Below are 17,212 nucleotides of genomic sequence, written 5' to 3'. Positions count from 1 at the left end.
TAGCTAGCCTACGTTTTTTCGCGAAGAATAAATTGTAGGCATTGTCGTTTAAGCGAGCCCAAAAAGCTCTCCAACTCATCAAATACCAAGATGGAAATGAAATGAATCTAATGAAAAACAAAAAACGTGTATTAAGTGTCTTCAGCCTGGCGATGATTAATGTCATTGCGATCGATAGTCTGCGCAACCTGCCAACCAACGCGGCTACTGGGCTTGCTATCCCACTGTTTTATATTATTGCGACCCTCGTATTTTTAATTCCATCCGTTTTGATTACCGCTGAGCTTGCCACACACAGGCCAAAAACCGGCGGCGCCTATGTATGGGTCCGCGAAGCCTTCGGACCGCAATGGGGGTTTGTGAATATTTGGCTGCAATGGATTTACAATGTGTTTTGGTATCCGACGATTTTGTCATTTATCGGCGCAAACATCGCTTATTTAATTGACCCCAGTTTGGCGGGTGATAAATGGTTCATGCTGCCACTCATCATCGGCACGTTTACCATCGTCACCATTGCCAATTGTTGTGGGATGAAATTATCGAGCTTAATTAGCTCAATCAGCGCGGTGATCGGCACGATCATCCCCATGGCATTTATTATTGCCTTAGGAATCGGTTGGATTATGGCTGGAAAACCACTTGCACTAACCCCATCTGCTGCTAATTTCTTACCGCACTTTTCACAAATTCCAAACTTAGCGTTTTTGGTCGTGATATTTTTTAGTTTGATGGGCATGGAAATGTCGGCGGTGCACGCAGAAGAAGTAAAAAATCCGCAACGCGATTATCCGCGTGCATTGTATTATTCTTCGTTAATTATTGTGATTACGTCGATATTAGCCTCGACCGCCGTTGCGATCGTCGTGCCCAAAAGTTCGCTTAACATCGTGAGCGGACTCGATCAGGCCTTTGCAATTTTCTTAAATGCCTTTGGGTTGAAATGGCTATTGCCATTCGTGATATTAATCATTATTTTGGGTGGTTTTGGCGGCATGGCTGCCTGGGTAATTGGGCCGCCGAAAGGTTTGGTTGTCGCTGCTGAGGATGGCTGCGCCCCAACACTATTCAGCCGACGCAATAAATACGGCGCACCGGTCGCTGTTTTGATTGCACAAGCCATCATCGTCATTTTATTGTGTAGCATGTTTTTATTGATCAAATCGTTTAATACCTCGTATTGGATTTTAAGCGATTTAACTGCACAATTAGCGCTGATTTTTTATATTATTTTATTCGCAGCCGCAATCAAATTACGCTATAAAACCAAACCGAATCCTAATGCCTTTCGCATTCCAGGCGGTAAAATTGGAATTTGGCTGGTGGGTGGTGTTGGCATTGTAGCTTGCATCGGCGCCATTGCCATTGGATTTATACCACCTGAAACCATCAAAATTGCTAACATAAAACTATATGAAATTATGCTGGGCGCTGGTGTTTTGATTTTTGTGCTGTTGCCGTTGATTTTTTATAAACTGAGTACGCGCAAACGCCAACTTTTGCAAAGAGAATTTTCCTGAACCTTTATCTCAGCGTTCATGAAAAGCACCCGACCCTGATGCTCGGATAGGAGTGAGTAAATATTGCATTAAAGTTTTCTGGCCCGTCAGGATGTCAGCCTCGACGGTCATGCCAGGAATCAATCGTTTTTTTTCAGTTCCCCGCATTAAGTATTGTTGATGCAGTTTAATCTCCGCTTGATAGTAGAGCATATTATTTTCATCCTGAAACGTTGAAGCAGAGATTTTAATCAGTTCGCCCTTCAAGCTACCGTACCGAGAATAGCGATATGTCAATGGCTTAACCACCACTTCATCACCTACTTTAACGTGTCCAATATCTCGTGGCTGTATGCGCGTTTCAACAATCATTTCTTGATTTAGCGGTACAATTTCAACTAGAACTCCCGCTGGCTGAATCACGTTTCCAGGATGGACTCGCAAGCCTTTCACAATTCCGTCTACCGGCGAACGCACATCGCTGTGTTTTAAAGCGTTTTCAAGTATTTCAATTTGATGACGCAATACTAGTAATTTATCCGTGGTCTCACCTAATTCTTTTTGGGCGTCTGCATTTAACGTTGCATCTAACTCTCCCATTTTGTGCTGGTATTCAATAATCACTTCTTTTATTCGAGTAATCTCAGAAAGCAGGCGTGCCCGCTCACCTTTCGCGCTATCTATTAAGCTCCCTTAATATTGTTAAATATCCTCGATGTGATACATATTGCTCTCTTTTTAGTTTCTTAAATATTTCTAATTCTTCCGTCAATAATTTTAAGTGCTGATCCCACACTTGTAATTGATGTTCAAACTTCTTCAATTGCTCTTGTTCCTGCGTGAGCTGATCCTTTAAAATACTTTCTTGATTTTGACGTTTTTCGTTTTGCGATGCCAATAATGCTTTTTCCTCTTCAAGCAGTTCTTTAATTTCCTCACTCCGATCAACGGTATTATATTTTGACCGAATAACGGCTTGACTCCATTTTAAGAGATTCGCAGGTTTTTTTTCTAAATAGGCTTCTAATCGCTCTTTATTTAAAGTTAAAGCAATCTCTTGGCTTCGCGCTTTTTCAAGCTCTGCTTTACTGGCTGCCTCATCCATTTTAATAAGCAACTGTCCTTTTTTAACTTCATCACCATTGCTAACAAACACTTGCTGAACGATTCCTCCCTCAAGATGCTGTACTTTTTGCTCATGACCCATAGGCACCACTTCACCGTAGGTAATTGCTGTCTCTTGGATAGTTGCAAATGAAGCCCATAAAATCAGGAGTAGAATAATCGTTGAGATGACAATAACACCCCAAAAAATCAACGGCAATTGTGGAGATTCCTCTAACAATGCCGTTGTAGACATTCTCTTAAGCTGCCTGTAGCGCTTAAACAAGTTCATACGATCTCCTTAATAATTTCAGGCATAACCTGATTGGGTGGACCTTGCAAAATTAATCGCCCGTCATCCAGCACCAAAACCTTGTCCATAAGTTTCATATAAGAAGGCCGGTAGGTTACGATTAATACCGTGATTTTTCCACGAAGGTTTTCCAATATATGAAGCAAGTTCTCATTAGCTTTTTCATCCAGTCCACTCGTGGGTTCATCTAACAATAAAATAGGCGCTTGTTTAAGCAAAGCACGCGCCAAACATAGGCTACGTTGAAAACCAACAGAGAGCTTCTCTGTACTGAAATCACGAATATGCGCGTGTATTCCTTTGGGAAGCGTACGAATCGTGTCAAGAATTCCTACTCTCGCTGCGACCTTTTCAACGTCTTCATCGGTAGCGCCTGGACTTGAAAGGCGGATATTATCGGCAATCGTTCCATAAAATAGTTCTGGTACTTGCGGGAGGTAACCAATCACACTGCGTAATTCAATTTCGTTAAACTGTCGGATATCTTGCTGATCAATTAAAACAGATCCCATTTGTTGTTGGCACATTCGTAACAGAAGTTTAAAAATACTGGATTTTCCTGATCCATTACGACCCGTGATGGCAACCTGCTCACCCGGTTTTACATTGAAATCGACACCAATTAATGCAGGCTGATAAGCATTGGGATACCGTAAACTCACCTGCCTAAAAGTAATCTCACCTCGCAACCCAAATAATCTCGATCTACCTAAATCGGTTGATTTTACTTCCGACTTAATACGCATGAGTTTCGTAATTTGTCGCAAGCTGTTGCCCATTTGTATGACGCGAGGATACATATTAAAAACAGTTTTTATGGGTGCCAAAATTCGCCAACTCAATATCATAATCGCCAGCATTGCGCCAACGCTTAATGTTCCATCGATGATGCGAACCGCACCAAATCCGAGCACCAACATTCCCGTTGCAATGGTGACAAAATCAGAAATAGCACTATTCACCCCAGACAAAATCACATTCCTAAACAAGCGTGTCGCGATGCTCGTGATAGATTATTGCCATCCCTGTCAATAATCGACTCGCAATACGCGACAACTTAAATAGCCGCGGACGTCCTCGTCGCCCGCGCTCCGCGACCTCACGGCTCGACTACGCACGGGCTCTCAAATGACTTGACGGCTCGTAAAGATTTTTTGCAGTCGCTTACGCTCGGCAAAAAATCCGAGCCTACCGCGGAATACGCGCCTTCGCTTCGCTCTCCATGGCGCGCATCGGCTGTCAAAGGTTGCGTCTGCAGAAAGATCGCGCTGTCTCTTTTCCCACGTTTCCAATGATGCCGTATATTTAAGCGCTCGTAATTTTTTCACCGCTTCTAGGACAAACTCTTGTTCTTTAGCACCCTTCCTTCCTGATTCGAAAAGCCGTCTTCGCAACTCACGATACATGAAAAAAACCATAAATACATAAAATGCAATCGCAATGAGAGGAATGAAGACAAGCAGTCCACCCAACAATGCAATAATGACTATGCCAGTCAGTATAAAAGGGATTTCGAACGAAGTTGTCATGAGTTGCCCCGTCACGTATTCCCGTAAGCGAGAAAAATCTTTTAGTCTTGCCACCTGAGAGCCAACACTTGCCGATTCAATGTAACTGGGTGATAAGTACAACAAGCGTTGAAAAATCTGATCGCCCACAACTCGATCTAAACGTGCGCCTACAATCGATAACTGCTTTGTTCGAAGTTTAGATAATATTGAAAATCCAATTAGCGCTATGGCTGCTCCAACAAAAAATTGGAGTAACATGCTGACAGAGTTTGCCTTGATAACAAAATTATACACAAACATAATATTGGACTTTGGATAAATAAAATCCCTTGCCAGTTAGGACAATAATCAAAAAATGTGAGTTTCTAAATCTTAAGCTGTTTTTTGCAGCAATTCGTAGAATTGCTCAGGTGTAAAATTTATTTTATCCAACCATGATTTTACTATCCCAATCAAATCCTCTATTTTTTCAGGGTCTGAGTTTTGCGTCTTTTCTTCAGTCCTCTGAATCGTTTTAATTTTTGAGTTGCTATTTTTGAAAATAGCAGGATGTCGCGTGCGTTTCCCCTGCGTATCACCTTTGGTTCTGCCTTGCGGATTACCGCGTGGTTTGCAGAGATTAGCAGGCGTGCCAACGGTATCAAGCACCGTAGAAAAACCCCGTTGCGTTTGTGAAGGGGTCGCAGTTATTGATGGTTTTTCGTTATCCACTTGGAAGCTCGGCAAATACCGCTCCCATTTTTTCGGTAAAATCGGGGCAAGATTCCTCGCTAGATAAAGTTGCGTATACGCTAATGCTGTCATCCGCCACCAATCTTCTTCGTGCTTAACATCCGGTGTTTGGTATCGGTCAAATAACAGTTTGTCTTTACCAAAACGAAAGTAGTGTTCAATGTCATAGCGTCTATCGTAATAGTGATACGCTTCTAATGCTGTGATTTCATTACGTCGTTCACCAGCGAGTCCTAACCAGAGTGGATTTTTATATAAAGATTTACCGTTAGCATCAACCGCAACCAATTGCACAACAGTAACAGGATGCTCATATCCTTTAAATTGCTTTGAACCACGCAGTAATTGGTCACGCCATATTTTAATCTCCAATTGGTAAGTTTTGCCACTGCGGGTTGTAATGGGTTGCTGCACAATCTCATCGGATTCACGGTGAGTCGTGCTGTCGTTTAGTTTCATCGCATCACCATAGCGTTTTATACTTCCTGAGGTATTATCTTCTATTGATGCGGGCGCGAAAACATTACGGGTACTGTTAAAACGGAAAAGATGTACCCAATTGGGATTTTCGCTAACCAGTTTACGGCAAGCTTCTGTACCATATTTTGAATCAGCCACGCTAACCACCAATTTATGAGTAAGCGCTAAGTCTGCAATACAACGGTTAATTTGCTGCATCCCAACTACATTGCCTTTTTCATCGCTTTTAACGCGCCTCGTATCCAGTGGAACTAACCAATGCTTTTCTTGAGCTGCACCATCATTGGGCAATAGTGATACCGTTGAATATTCATGTCCAATGGTAATCGGTTTGTTACCCGGTGCTGGATTAGGGCTGTAAACCACATGGCGATCTTCAACACAGTGTGCACTTTGACGCGACTGTGGTGTCGTATCCGCAATAATGATCACACGGTCATCGCTATGACTCACATGTTCATATTGTATTTTCATCATGCTATCCCAACAATTTGCTACCGACAAACCATCGCTAATCGCATCGGTAATACTACTGTATTCACGTTCAAAGTATGGCGATTCACATAATTCTATGGGTGTTTTGCAGCGATGGCCATGGCTTGAAAGGGCATCGAGTAAATTCATATTGGCATCGCGTCGCGCGGGGAAGATGTTGTAGAGGAATGTACGGAATTGTTTTAGTTTTTCTGTCGCTAACATCGTTTGTTCCTTATTTTATTTTTTCGAACAAACGTTGTTTACAACGTAAAATTTTTTTTCGGTTTCTATGTCAAGCAATTTTTAATTATTTTTATAAATTTATCCAAAGTCCAAAATATAGCGATCTAGCATTGCTTTCATATTCTTAAGTGGGTCACGCTTTGGCATGTTGTTTTCCTCTATATATATTGTTGCAACGTAATGCCGCGATATGTTGTTTTTCCGGTTGTGTTAACGTACGAAGCGTAATCGCGCATGTGCAGCAATAATTCCCTGGGATAGTCACCACTCATGCGGTCAATCGCATGAATACTGTCATCCAGCATGTTTTTTATATCGCCCAGCGCAATCGTGGTTTTCTTTGCATCATGCACTGTTGCTTCGCTCGTAATCTGTCGCAACCGTTTGTAATAAGGGGCCGCCATATTCATTGCAGCGCATTGACCCAGCGGATAGAGAGAGATAATCACTTTGCGCGTTTTTGCACCCTCTGTGTATGTAAAATAAAAATCTGCATGACCCTCGTGCTTTACATATTCGGTGTAATCACTGGGGTGGATTTTTAAATACGTTTTCTCTACATCGGGATAAGCCGTGCGCTCGTATTCCAGTCTGCTATGAATGCGGTCAATGATGTTTTTTAGTGTTGCTGGCATGATTACTCCTTTTCACTCACCAGTGCAGTGAGATACTTCGCCACCTCAAAATGACCATTTCGAGCAGCCAATCTCAGCGCATAATCATCATCGGCATGAATATCAGCGCCGTTCTCGACGAGATATTTCACCACGTCGATATTGCCGTTTTCAGCAGCCCATTCCAGCGCGCAATCATCATCGGCATGAATATCAGCACCGTTCTCGACGAGATATTTCACGACATCGAGATGACCGATTGCAGCAGCCCATGCCAGCGCACAATCATCCCAAGCATGAATATCAGCACCGTTCTCGATGAGATATTTCACAACGTCGAGATAGCCGTTTTCAGCAGCCCATCTCAGCGCATAATCATCGTAAGCATGAATATCAGAGCCGTTATCAACGAGATACTTCACCACGTCGAGATGACCGCTATAGGCAGCCCATCTCAGCGCATAATCATCATCGGCATGAATATCAGCACCGTTCTCGATGAGAGAATTCACATATTCGAGGTGGCCACGCTTAGCGGCGTCTATTAGAGCTTCATTTTTATTTTCGGTTGCGTTTTCCATATTCCTGTTCCTTATGGTTGTTTTGCCATCAAGCTAATTCTGTTTAACGTATTAGCTTGAATGTCCAATAAGTGGTTGGTATGCGCTAATTGTGAAATCAATGCTGATATAAATGGCTCTTTTTGTTCTGGAGTTAATGTGTTATAAAGCTTCCTCAAGGCCGTCATTGTTGAATCACTGTCGCCTGGATAGCTTTGAAAAATTTCATATATTTCGCAAATGTAGCGGTGGATTGGATCTGAAAAGGAATTATTAGTCATGAGTACAGTCTCCTTAAATTGCCCACATTGCCTGACTCAACGTGTGGGTTGCCTTGTCTTGAAAACCTATCAAATATCTGATTACAAAATAGGCATGCTCTGCAAATGCAATAAATGTAACAATCCTATTTGTGGGGTCATACCGTTTGATAGTTACAATCAGTGGGGACCGGAAAATGATGAAGAAGCGGTTACGGTTGAGCTTGATCGCTATATGAGCGACGACTCTTCGACTGATGTACAACTCTATCCAAAGAAGTATGAAGGGGATGTTCCTAACCATGTTCCTGATAAAATAAGGCAGCTCTATCTTGGGGTGCTGAACACCACAGCGGCGTTTCTGATTATCTCGGGGTGTCGCACTGTACTTAATGAGACAATTAATGAAAAATTTCCCCACATAAAAGGAAAGCTTGTGGAAAGAATTTATCAGTTGCATGAAGAGCACGTTATTCCAGAGACAATCAAAGACTGGATTAGTGAAATTCGGCTTTTGGGAAATGACGCAACCCATGAAGCAATAAAAATTGAACAAGCCGAAAATAAAACAGAACAAGTGCGCCAGGCAAAAGAATTCACTGCATTGTTTTTGAGATATATGTATGAGCTTCCCAAAGAAATTGAGCTTAGCAGAAAAGCCAGAACAAATGCCGCAAATGAGGGAATAGCTGACAGCGATGATGCGTCTTGCTTTATTACTGAGGAAGCCGCTAAAACCTGATTGATTAAGAACCTCTATATGACATTTTGATATCCAAGGAGTCACGTTAATGGTTGCGTTGCGCTTAGCTAAAGATTCCATATTCCAAATTCCTATTCCAGTTGTTTGATTCCTAGACACTACAGCTCTGCGCTGTCGTAGTCTTCCCAGTAATCCTCTGCCTCAGTGGAGGTTGTTAAGTAATTGGTCGGTTCTTGCCTCGCCGTTTTGGGTGTTTTTTGTCACGAATAAAATTCTAACTAAAAGTTATAATAATGTCAATTTAAATATAACCTGTTTTGATGGTTTTTTTTTGGGTTTTTATTGTCCATTCGATTTTCTGGTGCTAAACTCAAATGACACTCTGTGTTGAGCGAGGACGGCATGTCTAAACATGAAAATATTGAAAATTTGGATGTCTCTATAGCTGAAGTGAAACGAGACAACATTCATTTTATGAAGAACTTTGATCGACTTGATTCCGTATTACGGGACTTGGCTCATAATATAGAAGAAGCGAAGGAGTGCTCAAAGAATGATGTTTCTGAATTAAAAAAAGAGATGCAGACGTTTGAGCATAATATTAAGGCTGATATTAGGAGTTCACGAACAGAATTGAAAGCTGAAATTATGTTTATTCGCAAATTGCTGTGGAGAATTATTACTCCGCTTCTACTTGTAATAGCCGGATGTCTAATTAAGTATATATTTTTCAAGTAGCTTAAAAATTATCATCTAGTTGATAAACTACAGCTGCTATTATTTCTATGCTGCCTTTTATTTTTATAAGTGGGTATCTGGGATTCAGTGGCTTCAAATACAATATAGAGTCTTCAATTACAAATTGCTTAAAAACAGCTTCATTACCATGATCTATCGTGGCGATAACATAATCTCCACATTTGGCACGTTTATTAGGGTCAACGACAATAATCTGATTTGGCAAAAACGAGCGCTCTGCTCCTGAAGAGGCAATCATTGATTCACCTTTAATTTTTAAAGCATAGCTATTTGCGGAGCATTTGTTGAGCGGAACTGGAATATAACCAAACTCTTCAGTTGGAGGTGGATTCATAGAGGCGCCATCTCTGACAGAAGCCCATTCAATAATTGGCACCCATCTAATAGAGAGCGTCTTATTTGTGCTGCTCTGTTTATTATTATGGTTCGCTTCAGACAGTCTTGTTGGGAAAAATGGATCTCCTTTTCCTGAAAGCAGCCAATCTATATTGGCATTAAATCTATTTGCCATCTCAATTATTCTTGAAGTTTTTGGCTTGCCTTCACCCTCTAACCATTTGCGAACAGCGATTTGTGAAACCTGAAACATTTGAGCCAATGCATTATGCCGCCCCTTTCCTTTGCGAGGGAATCCATTGACATCTAAAAGATAATTCAACCTATCAGCAAATTGTTTCATACCAAAAAAAATCCTTTATTATCATTATAGTTATAAAAAAATTAACTTTCATTCTAATTTCCCTGTTGCAAATCATAACTTTTAGTTATAAAATTATTCCCGCCATATGCTTTCTCCCAAGAATTTTTAAAGGAATTCATCAGATATGGAAATAAATGTCCCTACTATTTTCATAAACAGAGCTAATAAATAATAAAGGTTTTTTAAACGTAGCGCCTTCTTCGTTTATATTTGTAAGATATTTCCCACAAACATGCTCACATTTTACCCAAAACATGAGCAGGCAGCAATCTTATCCTATTTATGGTTTGAATCCCAGTAAGCGCGCTGGAAGCTTGCCGTCTGGAGGGGCAAGAGCCTCTTTCCTACGGTTGCGTCAGATTTCGAACAGAGCTCAGGCGCTACTGCCAGCCCAGTTGCTAAGGCTTAAGCCCAACTATCGCGTCATTGGGCTTTGGGTAAGCTCGGCGGTGCGGGGTTTAGCTTTTCTAGTGCCCGTAGGCTTTTGCGGCTTGGGAGAGACGAGATGAGAGATTGCCTTCTTGACCTCACGCCTTTAATGATATTTTTAATCGTAGCTGTCTCATTGAATCTTCTGTTTAAAAAATTTGATAAGCCATCATTCGTTGAAAAAGCATGCATCTACCATGCGATTAATCACAGCTCAGGCTCAGTTGAATTAAAAAAGGAGAGTTTGTCATGCCTAAATCCCTAACAAAAATGAATCGCTGTAGTGATGAGATTGATAGAATAATAAACCATTCACCTCACTCCACATTTTTAGATGAGAAGTTAACTAAATTCCAGGAGCTTTTCAACAAGGAAGATTCTTATACAACTTTCCTTGTCATCTCGTGGAAGCTGTCGGCTATAACGGCTCAATTCAAAATGCTAAAAAAGGATTTTGATTATTTGGCGCATAAGCTATCTCGATTGGAGATGATAGAGGCGTTAAGGAAGGCGGTTAATTTAACAGAAGGTTCTAAATGAACGTTTTATTAATTCTAGCCGCTCAGTTCATCCTGATGGGTGTTTGGGTGGTGTTGTTGGATAAATATAATTGAGAGTGATTAGAAATGCCTGCTTTCCTAAAAGGATTTTTTACATGTTTTTGCTTGTTTTCGATGGTTGGCTGTATTCTTCTGGCGATCAGTTGTGTTGAAAGTACGTCAACATTATATGCGTTGGATGCAATTAAGCACATAGGTCAAATGCTATATGGCGGGTACACCCAGGCCAATATTTTGTTAATCCTAGCGATCCAATTAATTCTAATGAGCGTGTGGATAGTCGTTTTTAATAGATTTTAAATAGAAAAGGCAGGGAAAATTTATTTATTTTTGAAAAAGGAAAAGGAATGCCTTAAGAACAAAGAATGAATCAGGCAGATAGCGAAAAACAAGAGGTGTGACAAATATGAAAAAAACAACTATTAATGCAATAGCCCAGTTCACAAAAAATGAAGCAATTTCTCTTAAGGGTATTCTTCCTCCTTCTGTGCGAATTTCTAATAACCCTAAGACAATTGAAACAAGAAATTTAAGCAATAGTCTGATCATGTCTACGAGAGACCTAAAGAACAGCTTTATCGTGTCCAAGGGAGCCTCCAATGGCATAGGTGTTTGTTTGGGAAATTATTATGCCAGAGGCCTTGGGCTCCCGCCAGTTTGTTGGGAGGGTGTTAAACGATGAATTCGCTTAGAGTACATGGCGCAGCGAATACGATTTACCAGCGTTGGATGGTCGGGAAGAAAATGGTGAACCATAACGATGGTGTGAACTACACAATTGGGGTGGTGAAGCGCTTTCCAAATGGGCATGTGCATGTTCGGTTATTTGGGGAAGTGAGTGAGGATTAAGGGTGGAATGGAAATTAAACAGTGAAGAAAAAGCGGCCTTGTACGGCAAACGAAGTGTGTACAAAGCCTTATATGCGTTTGGTATTCGACCCTACATGGATTTTAAAACAGGCATTGTAGGCGTTAAACGCAAGATCAAGCGTGTCGCGATGCTCGTGATAGATTATTGCCATCCCTGTCAATAATCGACTCGCAATACGCGACAACTTAAATAGCCGCGGACGTCCTCGTCGCCCGCGCTCCGCGACCTCACGGCTCGACTACGCACGGGCTCTCAAATGACTTGACGGCTCGTAAAGATTTTTTGCAGTCGCTTACGCTCGGCAAAAAATCCGAGCCTACCGCGGAATACGCGCCTTCGCTTCGCTCTCCATGGCGCGCATCGTTCGTATCAGCAATTGTCGGAAGAAATTTATGAAGAGCCTCACCCAGGAGAAAAAACAAGCCGGTACGGTCGTCAGCAATTAAGACGGATGATAAAGCGTTTAGAGAAATGGGGTATTGTGAAAATTTTACAAGAAATTGATAGGGATCATCTTGTTTTGGTGTGCTGTTTAGCGTCTACGGATGAGTGTGTCCAGAAAAAAGCCGACACATTTTGTTCGGAAAAAGGCGACACATTGTGTTTTGATAAAAGTAATTCTGAAACAGCAGGTTGTGATATTTTTTCTGAAAAAGGCGACACGGGTAAAAATGCAAAAACCGACATACCTCCGGTATCCGGTAATATATTTAATACTAAAGGATTAAATAATAATAATGTCAAATTCGATGAAAGCTTACCTGTGGATAATTCTCATGAGGAGACAGAACAAAAACCACACGCACAATTAAACGCACAACCAAGCACCCAGAAGCAACGAAAATCTAATCCTGATGCTGCGGTCATCACAAGAATATTCGAGCACTGGAAAGCCATTATGAACCATCCCAGAGCAAAGCTGGATGACAAGCGCAAGCGTGATATTCGCAAAGGGTTAAAACTCAACTTCACTGAAGACGAATTAAAACAAGCGATCACGGGTTGTTCTAAATCGGCATTTCACATGGGCCAGAACGACCGCAATGAAGTGTATGACGGTTTAGGATTGATTTTTCGAAATGCTGACAAGATTGAAAACTTTATAGCGCAGGCAGACAAGCTTGTATTGAGCCACTTAGCAACAGGAGGTATGAAACATGGACTACAGCGAACCGAAAGCAATTACGAGCGCATTATGCGACAAGGTGTTGAGTTCTACGAGCGCAACGAACCGTTGTTCTGACACAATAGGCAAGAAGTCGCCCGGTACTTACGGGACGATAAAAACGGTGGAGCACATTTTTTTGAAATTTAGTTGCTTGTACGGACGCTCATGGACTTCGTTGCAATGTGGTGAAAAGGCGCAAGCGTTGTTAAAACAAACTTGGTTAGAGATTATTTCGAAGATGACATTTGAAGAAATCACATTAGCGATGATGTATTTGCAGTCGGACTGGAATAAAGCGCATACAGATTTTCCGCCGAATCCGTTACAGTTTCGCGGATTTCCGTTGCGCATGAAGGAGCGCAGCATACCTGCGATGGATGAATGTTATAACGCGGCGATTAAATGCGACTGGGATTTTCATCCGATTGTGTACCCAACAGCACACGCGTGTGATTTGTATTGGCTAAAAAAGCAAGCGAGCGCTTATGAGGGGCGAAAACGTTTTTCAGGCCACTACGAGTCACAAAAAGAAAAATATCTTCGTGGTGAGCGTTTATTGCAGCCTGAGATTAGGGCCGAACGACTCATCACTGGAGACAATAAAGCGAAGACAGAAAAAGAAAGCGATGAAAAGGATGTTAATTCTATGCAAATGGAGGTAAATAAAAAAGTGACGCAGCTTCAACATTCACCGGTGTATCAGCGATTTTCAGCAGCGGATGGATTGCGTGCAAAGTTGGCCATTGTGCGCAGTAAAGGTTCGACGCTGTCACAGAAAAATATGAACTGGTTGGACCGTGCGGACGATGGCGACGTTAGCGCAAAACAATGTGCGTGAGCAATGAGGGCAGCAATCAATGACAAAACAATTGACCCAGAAAAAAGCGAAGGTAGTGCAGAAAGCAAAGAAAGCGAAAAAAGCGACGCAGAAGACGATGGGGCGGCCGACGAAGTACAGCCCAGAAATGTGTGGCCTGGTGCTTGAATTCATGAGAGAGGGAAAATCGCTAGCTGAAGTTTCTTTGGACCTGAATATTGATTATTTAACACTGCATCGTTGGCAAGACCCAAGCTCAAAATATTATAAACCAGACTTTTGTAAGGCCATAAAAAAAGGGAAATGGTTTGCACAAGGTGCGTGGGAAAAAGCTGGACGGGAAGGTTTGGATAAAAAGGATTTCAATTGTGCGCTGTGGTACATGAACATGAAGAACCGCTTTGGCTGGCGTGATAAACAAGAAATCAAGCAAGACGTGAAGCAGACCATTGAGCTGAGTGGTATCGATGAGGAGATGCTGAATGACAGCAAAAAAGCCTACTGAGTTGCAATCGAAGCTGGATGCGCTGATGCGGTTTAAATGTGATTTGCTGGGAAGTTACAGCAAGTTTTTGCGCTATTTTTTTTATCAACGTCATGGTAAGTGCTTTGAATTTAGCGATCCTGAAGGGCGGGAATCGCACCACATTACGATTGCGAAAGCATTGACTCAGGTTTTTGATGGCAAAATCAAACGCCTGATTATCAATATTCCGCCACGTTATGGCAAAACAGAAATGGTGGTGAATTGGATGGCGTGGTGCTTAGCGCGCTACCCGGATTGTCAGTTTTTGTATGTATCGTATGGTGCGGATTTAGCGACGCGGTACACGGGAGAAGTAAAAGAGATCATTACGCATGAGAAATTTAAGCGATTATTTGGGGTGAAACTGCGTGACGATACTAAATCGAAATCTGATTTTAAAACGACGGCACAAGGTCGTGTGTTTGGTGTGGGTGCTGAGGGTGGGATTACTGGCACTGGGGCTGGCCTAAAAAACGTCAATCGCTTTGGTGGTGCTATTGTGATTGACGATATTATTAAACCGGGTGATGCGGCGAGTGAAACGATTCGAGAATCTGCGAATAAATGGTACATGAATACGTTAAGAAGCCGGTTAAATTCGATGGATACACCGATTGTGTTTATTGGTCAGCGCACGCATGAAGATGACTTGGCGGGACGATTATTGTCGGTTTCTGCTAAAACCGGACGCTCGCGCTTTGATGGTGAACACTGGGATCAAGTGGTTTTGCCGGCGTTAGATGAGCATTGCAACCCGCTGTGGCCGCAATTTCAATGCCGTTCGGTCTTGACGAACTTGCAAAAAACAGCGCCCTATGAATTTGCGGCGCAGTACCAACAAAACCCGCAGCCTGCTGGTGGTGGATTATTTAAATCCGAGTGGTTTTTGTGTTTGGAAGAAGAGCCGAAGATTGAAGCGGTGTTTATTACTGTTGACACGGCAGAAACGTCCAAGCATTACAATGATTTGGACTTTGGATAAATTTATAAAAATAATTAAAAATTGCTTGACATAGAAACCGAAAAAAAATTTTACGTTGTAAACAACGTTTGTTCGAAAAAATAAAATAAGGAACAAACGATGTTAGCGACAGAAAAACTAAAACAATTCCGTACATTCCTCTACAACATCTTCCCCGCGCGACGCGATGCCAATATGAATTTACTCGATGCCCTTTCAAGCCATGGCCATCGCTGCAAAACACCCATAGAATTATGTGAATCGCCATACTTTGAACGTGAATACAGTAGTATTACCGATGCGATTAGCGATGGTTTGTCGGTAGCAAATTGTTGGGATAGCATGATGAAAATACAATATGAACATGTGAGTCATAGCGATGACCGTGTGATCATTATTGCGGATACGACACCACAGTCGCGTCAAAGTGCACACTGTGTTGAAGATCGCCATGTGGTTTACAGCCCTAATCCAGCACCGGGTAACAAACCGATTACCATTGGACATGAATATTCAACGGTATCACTATTGCCCAATGATGGTGCAGCTCAAGAAAAGCATTGGTTAGTTCCACTGGATACGAGGCGCGTTAAAAGCGATGAAAAAGGCAATGTAGTTGGGATGCAGCAAATTAACCGTTGTATTGCAGACTTAGCGCTTACTCATAAATTGGTGGTTAGCGTGGCTGATTCAAAATATGGTACAGAAGCTTGCCGTAAACTGGTTAGCGAAAATCCCAATTGGGTACATCTTTTCCGTTTTAACAGTACCCGTAATGTTTTCGCGCCCGCATCAATAGAAGATAATACCTCAGGAAGTATAAAACGCTATGGTGATGCGATGAAACTAAACGACAGCACGACTCACCGTGAATCCGATGAGATTGTGCAGCAACCCATTACAACCCGCAGTGGCAAAACTTACCAATTGGAGATTAAAATATGGCGTGACCAATTACTGCGTGGTTCAAAGCAATTTAAAGGATATGAGCATCCTGTTACTGTTGTGCAATTGGTTGCGGTTGATGCTAACGGTAAATCTTTATATAAAAATCCACTCTGGTTAGGACTCGCTGGTGAACGACGTAATGAAATCACAGCATTAGAAGCGTATCACTATTACGATAGACGCTATGACATTGAACACTACTTTCGTTTTGGTAAAGACAAACTGTTATTTGACCGATACCAAACACCGGATGTTAAGCACGAAGAAGATTGGTGGCGGATGACAGCATTAGCGTATACGCAACTTTATCTAGCGAGGAATCTTGCCCCGATTTTACCGAAAAAATGGGAGCGGTATTTGCCGAGCTTCCAAGTGGATAACGAAAAACCATCAATAACTGCGACCCCTTCACAAACGCAACGGGGTTTTTCTACGGTGCTTGATACCGTTGGCACGCCTGCTAATCTCTGCAAACCACGCGGTAATCCGCAAGGCAGAACCAAAGGTGATACGCAGCGGAAACGCACGCGACATCCTGCTATTTTCAAAAATAGCAACTCAAAAATTAAAACGATTCAGAGGACTGAAGAAAAGACGCAAAACTCAGACCCTGAAAAAATAGAGGATTTGATTGGGATAGTAAAATCATGGTTGGATAAAATAAATTTTACACCTGAGAAATTCTACGAATTGCTGCAAAAAACAGCTTAAGATTTAGAAACTCACATTTTTTGATTATTGTCCTAACTGGCAAGGGATTTTATTTATCCAAAGTCCAATATATTGCACGGTTTGAAAGTGATTCGGGCGTTAGACCAAAACGCATTGCGCTGTCCGCAAAAGATTACGACACATACTTCGACATAGAACGCAAGGTGACGTATGCAGGGGTGGTATTACAGCGGCATAAAGAAGTGTGTATGCATGGGCACAAAGATAACGGCATCAATGATGCTGATAAAAAACGAATACTGTAA

General features: G+C 41.9%; 22 protein-coding genes and 1 pseudogene. 14 read left to right on the top strand and 9 right to left on the bottom strand.

Features of this window, described 5'->3' with window-relative positions; all coding sequences use genetic code 11:
• Positions 1-110 precede the first annotated feature (110 nt).
• Positions 111-1,520, top strand: a complete 1,410-nt coding sequence (locus tag ACJMKR_RS03340; RefSeq protein ID WP_423064175.1) for an amino acid permease — start codon at positions 111-113, stop codon at positions 1,518-1,520.
• 9 nt (positions 1,521-1,529) lie between these two features.
• On the opposite strand, the gene ACJMKR_RS03335 is transcribed toward ACJMKR_RS03340, so the two are convergent.
• The 3 genes from ACJMKR_RS03335 to ACJMKR_RS03325 are packed head-to-tail and all read right to left on the bottom strand — an operon-like array spanning position 1,530 to position 3,905.
• Positions 1,530-2,123, bottom strand: a complete 594-nt coding sequence (locus ACJMKR_RS03335; RefSeq protein ID WP_423063770.1) for an HlyD family efflux transporter periplasmic adaptor subunit — start codon at positions 2,121-2,123, stop codon at positions 1,530-1,532.
• A gap of 52 nt (positions 2,124-2,175) precedes the next feature.
• Positions 2,176-2,895, bottom strand: a complete 720-nt coding sequence (locus ACJMKR_RS03330; protein WP_423063769.1) for a biotin/lipoyl-binding protein — start codon at positions 2,893-2,895, stop codon at positions 2,176-2,178.
• On the bottom strand, positions 2,892-3,905 hold the full coding sequence (locus tag ACJMKR_RS03325) for an ATP-binding cassette domain-containing protein (protein WP_423063768.1): 1,014 nt from the start codon (positions 3,903-3,905) through the stop codon (positions 2,892-2,894). The genes ACJMKR_RS03330 and ACJMKR_RS03325 overlap by 4 nt, the downstream gene beginning before the upstream one ends.
• 144 nt (positions 3,906-4,049) lie before the next feature.
• Between ACJMKR_RS03325 and ACJMKR_RS03320 the strand changes: the two genes are divergently transcribed.
• A complete protein-coding gene (locus tag ACJMKR_RS03320; protein ID WP_423064283.1) occupies positions 4,050-4,211 on the top strand; it encodes a hypothetical protein in 162 nt (53 codons plus the stop codon).
• Positions 4,212-4,247: 36 nt separating this feature from the next.
• Here the strand turns inward: ACJMKR_RS03320 and ACJMKR_RS03315 are convergent.
• The 5 genes and pseudogenes from ACJMKR_RS03315 to ACJMKR_RS03295 form a co-directional block, all read right to left on the bottom strand.
• A pseudogene (locus ACJMKR_RS03315) lies at positions 4,248-4,685 on the bottom strand (ABC transporter transmembrane domain-containing protein); the annotation flags it as partial.
• Positions 4,686-4,799: 114 nt separating this feature from the next.
• Positions 4,800-6,338: a transposase gene (locus tag ACJMKR_RS03310; protein ID WP_423062352.1), complete on the bottom strand. Its 1,539-nt coding sequence runs from the start codon at positions 6,336-6,338 to the stop codon at positions 4,800-4,802.
• 179 nt (positions 6,339-6,517) lie between these two features.
• Positions 6,518-6,994, bottom strand: coding sequence for a hypothetical protein (locus ACJMKR_RS03305; RefSeq protein ID WP_423063767.1), 477 nt, complete (start codon positions 6,992-6,994; stop codon positions 6,518-6,520).
• A gap of 2 nt (positions 6,995-6,996) precedes the next feature.
• Positions 6,997-7,554, bottom strand: coding sequence for an ankyrin repeat domain-containing protein (locus tag ACJMKR_RS03300; RefSeq protein ID WP_423063766.1), 558 nt, complete (start codon positions 7,552-7,554; stop codon positions 6,997-6,999).
• Between the two features lie 11 nt (positions 7,555-7,565).
• Positions 7,566-7,814, bottom strand: coding sequence for a hypothetical protein (locus ACJMKR_RS03295; protein ID WP_423063765.1), 249 nt, complete (start codon positions 7,812-7,814; stop codon positions 7,566-7,568).
• Between the two features lie 58 nt (positions 7,815-7,872).
• Between ACJMKR_RS03295 and ACJMKR_RS03290 the strand changes: the two genes are divergently transcribed.
• Both ACJMKR_RS03290 and ACJMKR_RS03285 read left to right on the top strand, forming a co-directional pair.
• Positions 7,873-8,535, top strand: a complete 663-nt coding sequence (locus ACJMKR_RS03290) for a DUF4145 domain-containing protein (RefSeq protein WP_423063764.1) — start codon at positions 7,873-7,875, stop codon at positions 8,533-8,535.
• Between the two features lie 363 nt (positions 8,536-8,898).
• Entirely contained in the window at positions 8,899-9,234 is a 336-nt protein-coding gene (locus ACJMKR_RS03285; RefSeq protein WP_423063763.1) for a hypothetical protein, read from the top strand.
• Between the two features lies 1 nt (position 9,235).
• Here the strand turns inward: ACJMKR_RS03285 and ACJMKR_RS03280 are convergent, their stop codons facing one another.
• The gene (locus ACJMKR_RS03280) at positions 9,236-9,934 is read right to left on the bottom strand and encodes a helix-turn-helix domain-containing protein (protein WP_423063762.1); all 699 of its coding nucleotides are present in this window, start codon (positions 9,932-9,934) and stop codon (positions 9,236-9,238) included.
• A gap of 699 nt (positions 9,935-10,633) precedes the next feature.
• Here ACJMKR_RS03280 and ACJMKR_RS03275 point away from each other — a divergent pair.
• The 10 genes from ACJMKR_RS03275 to ACJMKR_RS03230 all read left to right on the top strand — a co-directional run bounded on the left by ACJMKR_RS03275 (position 10,634) and on the right by ACJMKR_RS03230 (position 17,212).
• Positions 10,634-10,924, top strand: a complete 291-nt coding sequence (locus ACJMKR_RS03275) for a hypothetical protein (RefSeq protein WP_423063761.1) — start codon at positions 10,634-10,636, stop codon at positions 10,922-10,924.
• 426 nt (positions 10,925-11,350) lie between these two features.
• Entirely contained in the window at positions 11,351-11,626 is a 276-nt protein-coding gene (locus ACJMKR_RS03270; protein WP_423063760.1) for a hypothetical protein, read from the top strand.
• A gap of 169 nt (positions 11,627-11,795) precedes the next feature.
• Positions 11,796-11,978, top strand: a complete 183-nt coding sequence (locus tag ACJMKR_RS03265) for a hypothetical protein (protein WP_423063759.1) — start codon at positions 11,796-11,798, stop codon at positions 11,976-11,978.
• A gap of 98 nt (positions 11,979-12,076) precedes the next feature.
• Positions 12,077-12,211: a hypothetical protein gene (locus ACJMKR_RS03260; RefSeq protein ID WP_423063758.1), complete on the top strand. Its 135-nt coding sequence runs from the start codon at positions 12,077-12,079 to the stop codon at positions 12,209-12,211.
• Positions 12,192-13,058: a hypothetical protein gene (locus ACJMKR_RS03255; protein WP_423063757.1), complete on the top strand. Its 867-nt coding sequence runs from the start codon at positions 12,192-12,194 to the stop codon at positions 13,056-13,058. The genes ACJMKR_RS03260 and ACJMKR_RS03255 overlap by 20 nt, the downstream gene beginning before the upstream one ends.
• Positions 13,059-13,104: 46 nt before the next feature.
• Positions 13,105-13,821 carry a hypothetical protein gene (locus ACJMKR_RS03250; protein ID WP_423063756.1) on the top strand — a complete coding sequence of 239 codons (717 nt, stop codon included), beginning with the start codon at positions 13,105-13,107 and terminating at the stop codon, positions 13,819-13,821.
• A 19-nt stretch (positions 13,822-13,840) separates the two neighbouring features.
• On the top strand, positions 13,841-14,305 hold the full coding sequence (locus ACJMKR_RS03245) for a hypothetical protein (protein WP_423063755.1): 465 nt from the start codon (positions 13,841-13,843) through the stop codon (positions 14,303-14,305).
• Positions 14,283-15,308: a hypothetical protein gene (locus tag ACJMKR_RS03240; protein WP_423063754.1), complete on the top strand. Its 1,026-nt coding sequence runs from the start codon at positions 14,283-14,285 to the stop codon at positions 15,306-15,308. The genes ACJMKR_RS03245 and ACJMKR_RS03240 overlap by 23 nt, the downstream gene beginning before the upstream one ends.
• Before the next feature lie 99 nt (positions 15,309-15,407).
• Complete coding sequence (locus ACJMKR_RS03235; RefSeq protein ID WP_423063753.1) at positions 15,408-16,946, top strand: transposase; 1,539 nt, start codon at positions 15,408-15,410, stop codon at positions 16,944-16,946.
• Between the two features lie 20 nt (positions 16,947-16,966).
• Entirely contained in the window at positions 16,967-17,212 is a 246-nt protein-coding gene (locus ACJMKR_RS03230; RefSeq protein ID WP_423063752.1) for a hypothetical protein, read from the top strand.

This window comes from Candidiatus Paracoxiella cheracis, assembly GCF_049348705.1.
In the GTDB taxonomy this organism is placed as follows: Bacteria; Pseudomonadota; Gammaproteobacteria; order Coxiellales; family Coxiellaceae; genus Paracoxiella; species Paracoxiella cheracis.
Note: the sequence above shows the minus strand (reverse complement) of the source record. Positions and strands in the feature narration are given on the sequence as shown.

Coding starts and splice junctions, on each gene's coding strand:
- ACJMKR_RS03340 (WP_423064175.1), top strand. CDS start 111: ATGAAAAACAAAAAACGTGTATTAAGTGTCTTCAGCCTGGCGATGATT.
- ACJMKR_RS03330 (WP_423063769.1), bottom strand. CDS start 2,895: ATGAACTTGTTTAAGCGCTACAGGCAGCTTAAGAGAATGTCTACAACG.
- ACJMKR_RS03310 (WP_423062352.1), bottom strand. CDS start 6,338: ATGTTAGCGACAGAAAAACTAAAACAATTCCGTACATTCCTCTACAAC.
- ACJMKR_RS03305 (WP_423063767.1), bottom strand. CDS start 6,994: ATGCCAGCAACACTAAAAAACATCATTGACCGCATTCATAGCAGACTG.
- ACJMKR_RS03300 (WP_423063766.1), bottom strand. CDS start 7,554: ATGGAAAACGCAACCGAAAATAAAAATGAAGCTCTAATAGACGCCGCT.
- ACJMKR_RS03295 (WP_423063765.1), bottom strand. CDS start 7,814: ATGACTAATAATTCCTTTTCAGATCCAATCCACCGCTACATTTGCGAA.
- ACJMKR_RS03285 (WP_423063763.1), top strand. CDS start 8,899: ATGTCTAAACATGAAAATATTGAAAATTTGGATGTCTCTATAGCTGAA.
- ACJMKR_RS03280 (WP_423063762.1), bottom strand. CDS start 9,934: ATGAAACAATTTGCTGATAGGTTGAATTATCTTTTAGATGTCAATGGA.
- ACJMKR_RS03275 (WP_423063761.1), top strand. CDS start 10,634: ATGCCTAAATCCCTAACAAAAATGAATCGCTGTAGTGATGAGATTGAT.
- ACJMKR_RS03270 (WP_423063760.1), top strand. CDS start 11,351: ATGAAAAAAACAACTATTAATGCAATAGCCCAGTTCACAAAAAATGAA.
- ACJMKR_RS03245 (WP_423063755.1), top strand. CDS start 13,841: ATGACAAAACAATTGACCCAGAAAAAAGCGAAGGTAGTGCAGAAAGCA.
- ACJMKR_RS03240 (WP_423063754.1), top strand. CDS start 14,283: ATGACAGCAAAAAAGCCTACTGAGTTGCAATCGAAGCTGGATGCGCTG.
- ACJMKR_RS03235 (WP_423063753.1), top strand. CDS start 15,408: ATGTTAGCGACAGAAAAACTAAAACAATTCCGTACATTCCTCTACAAC.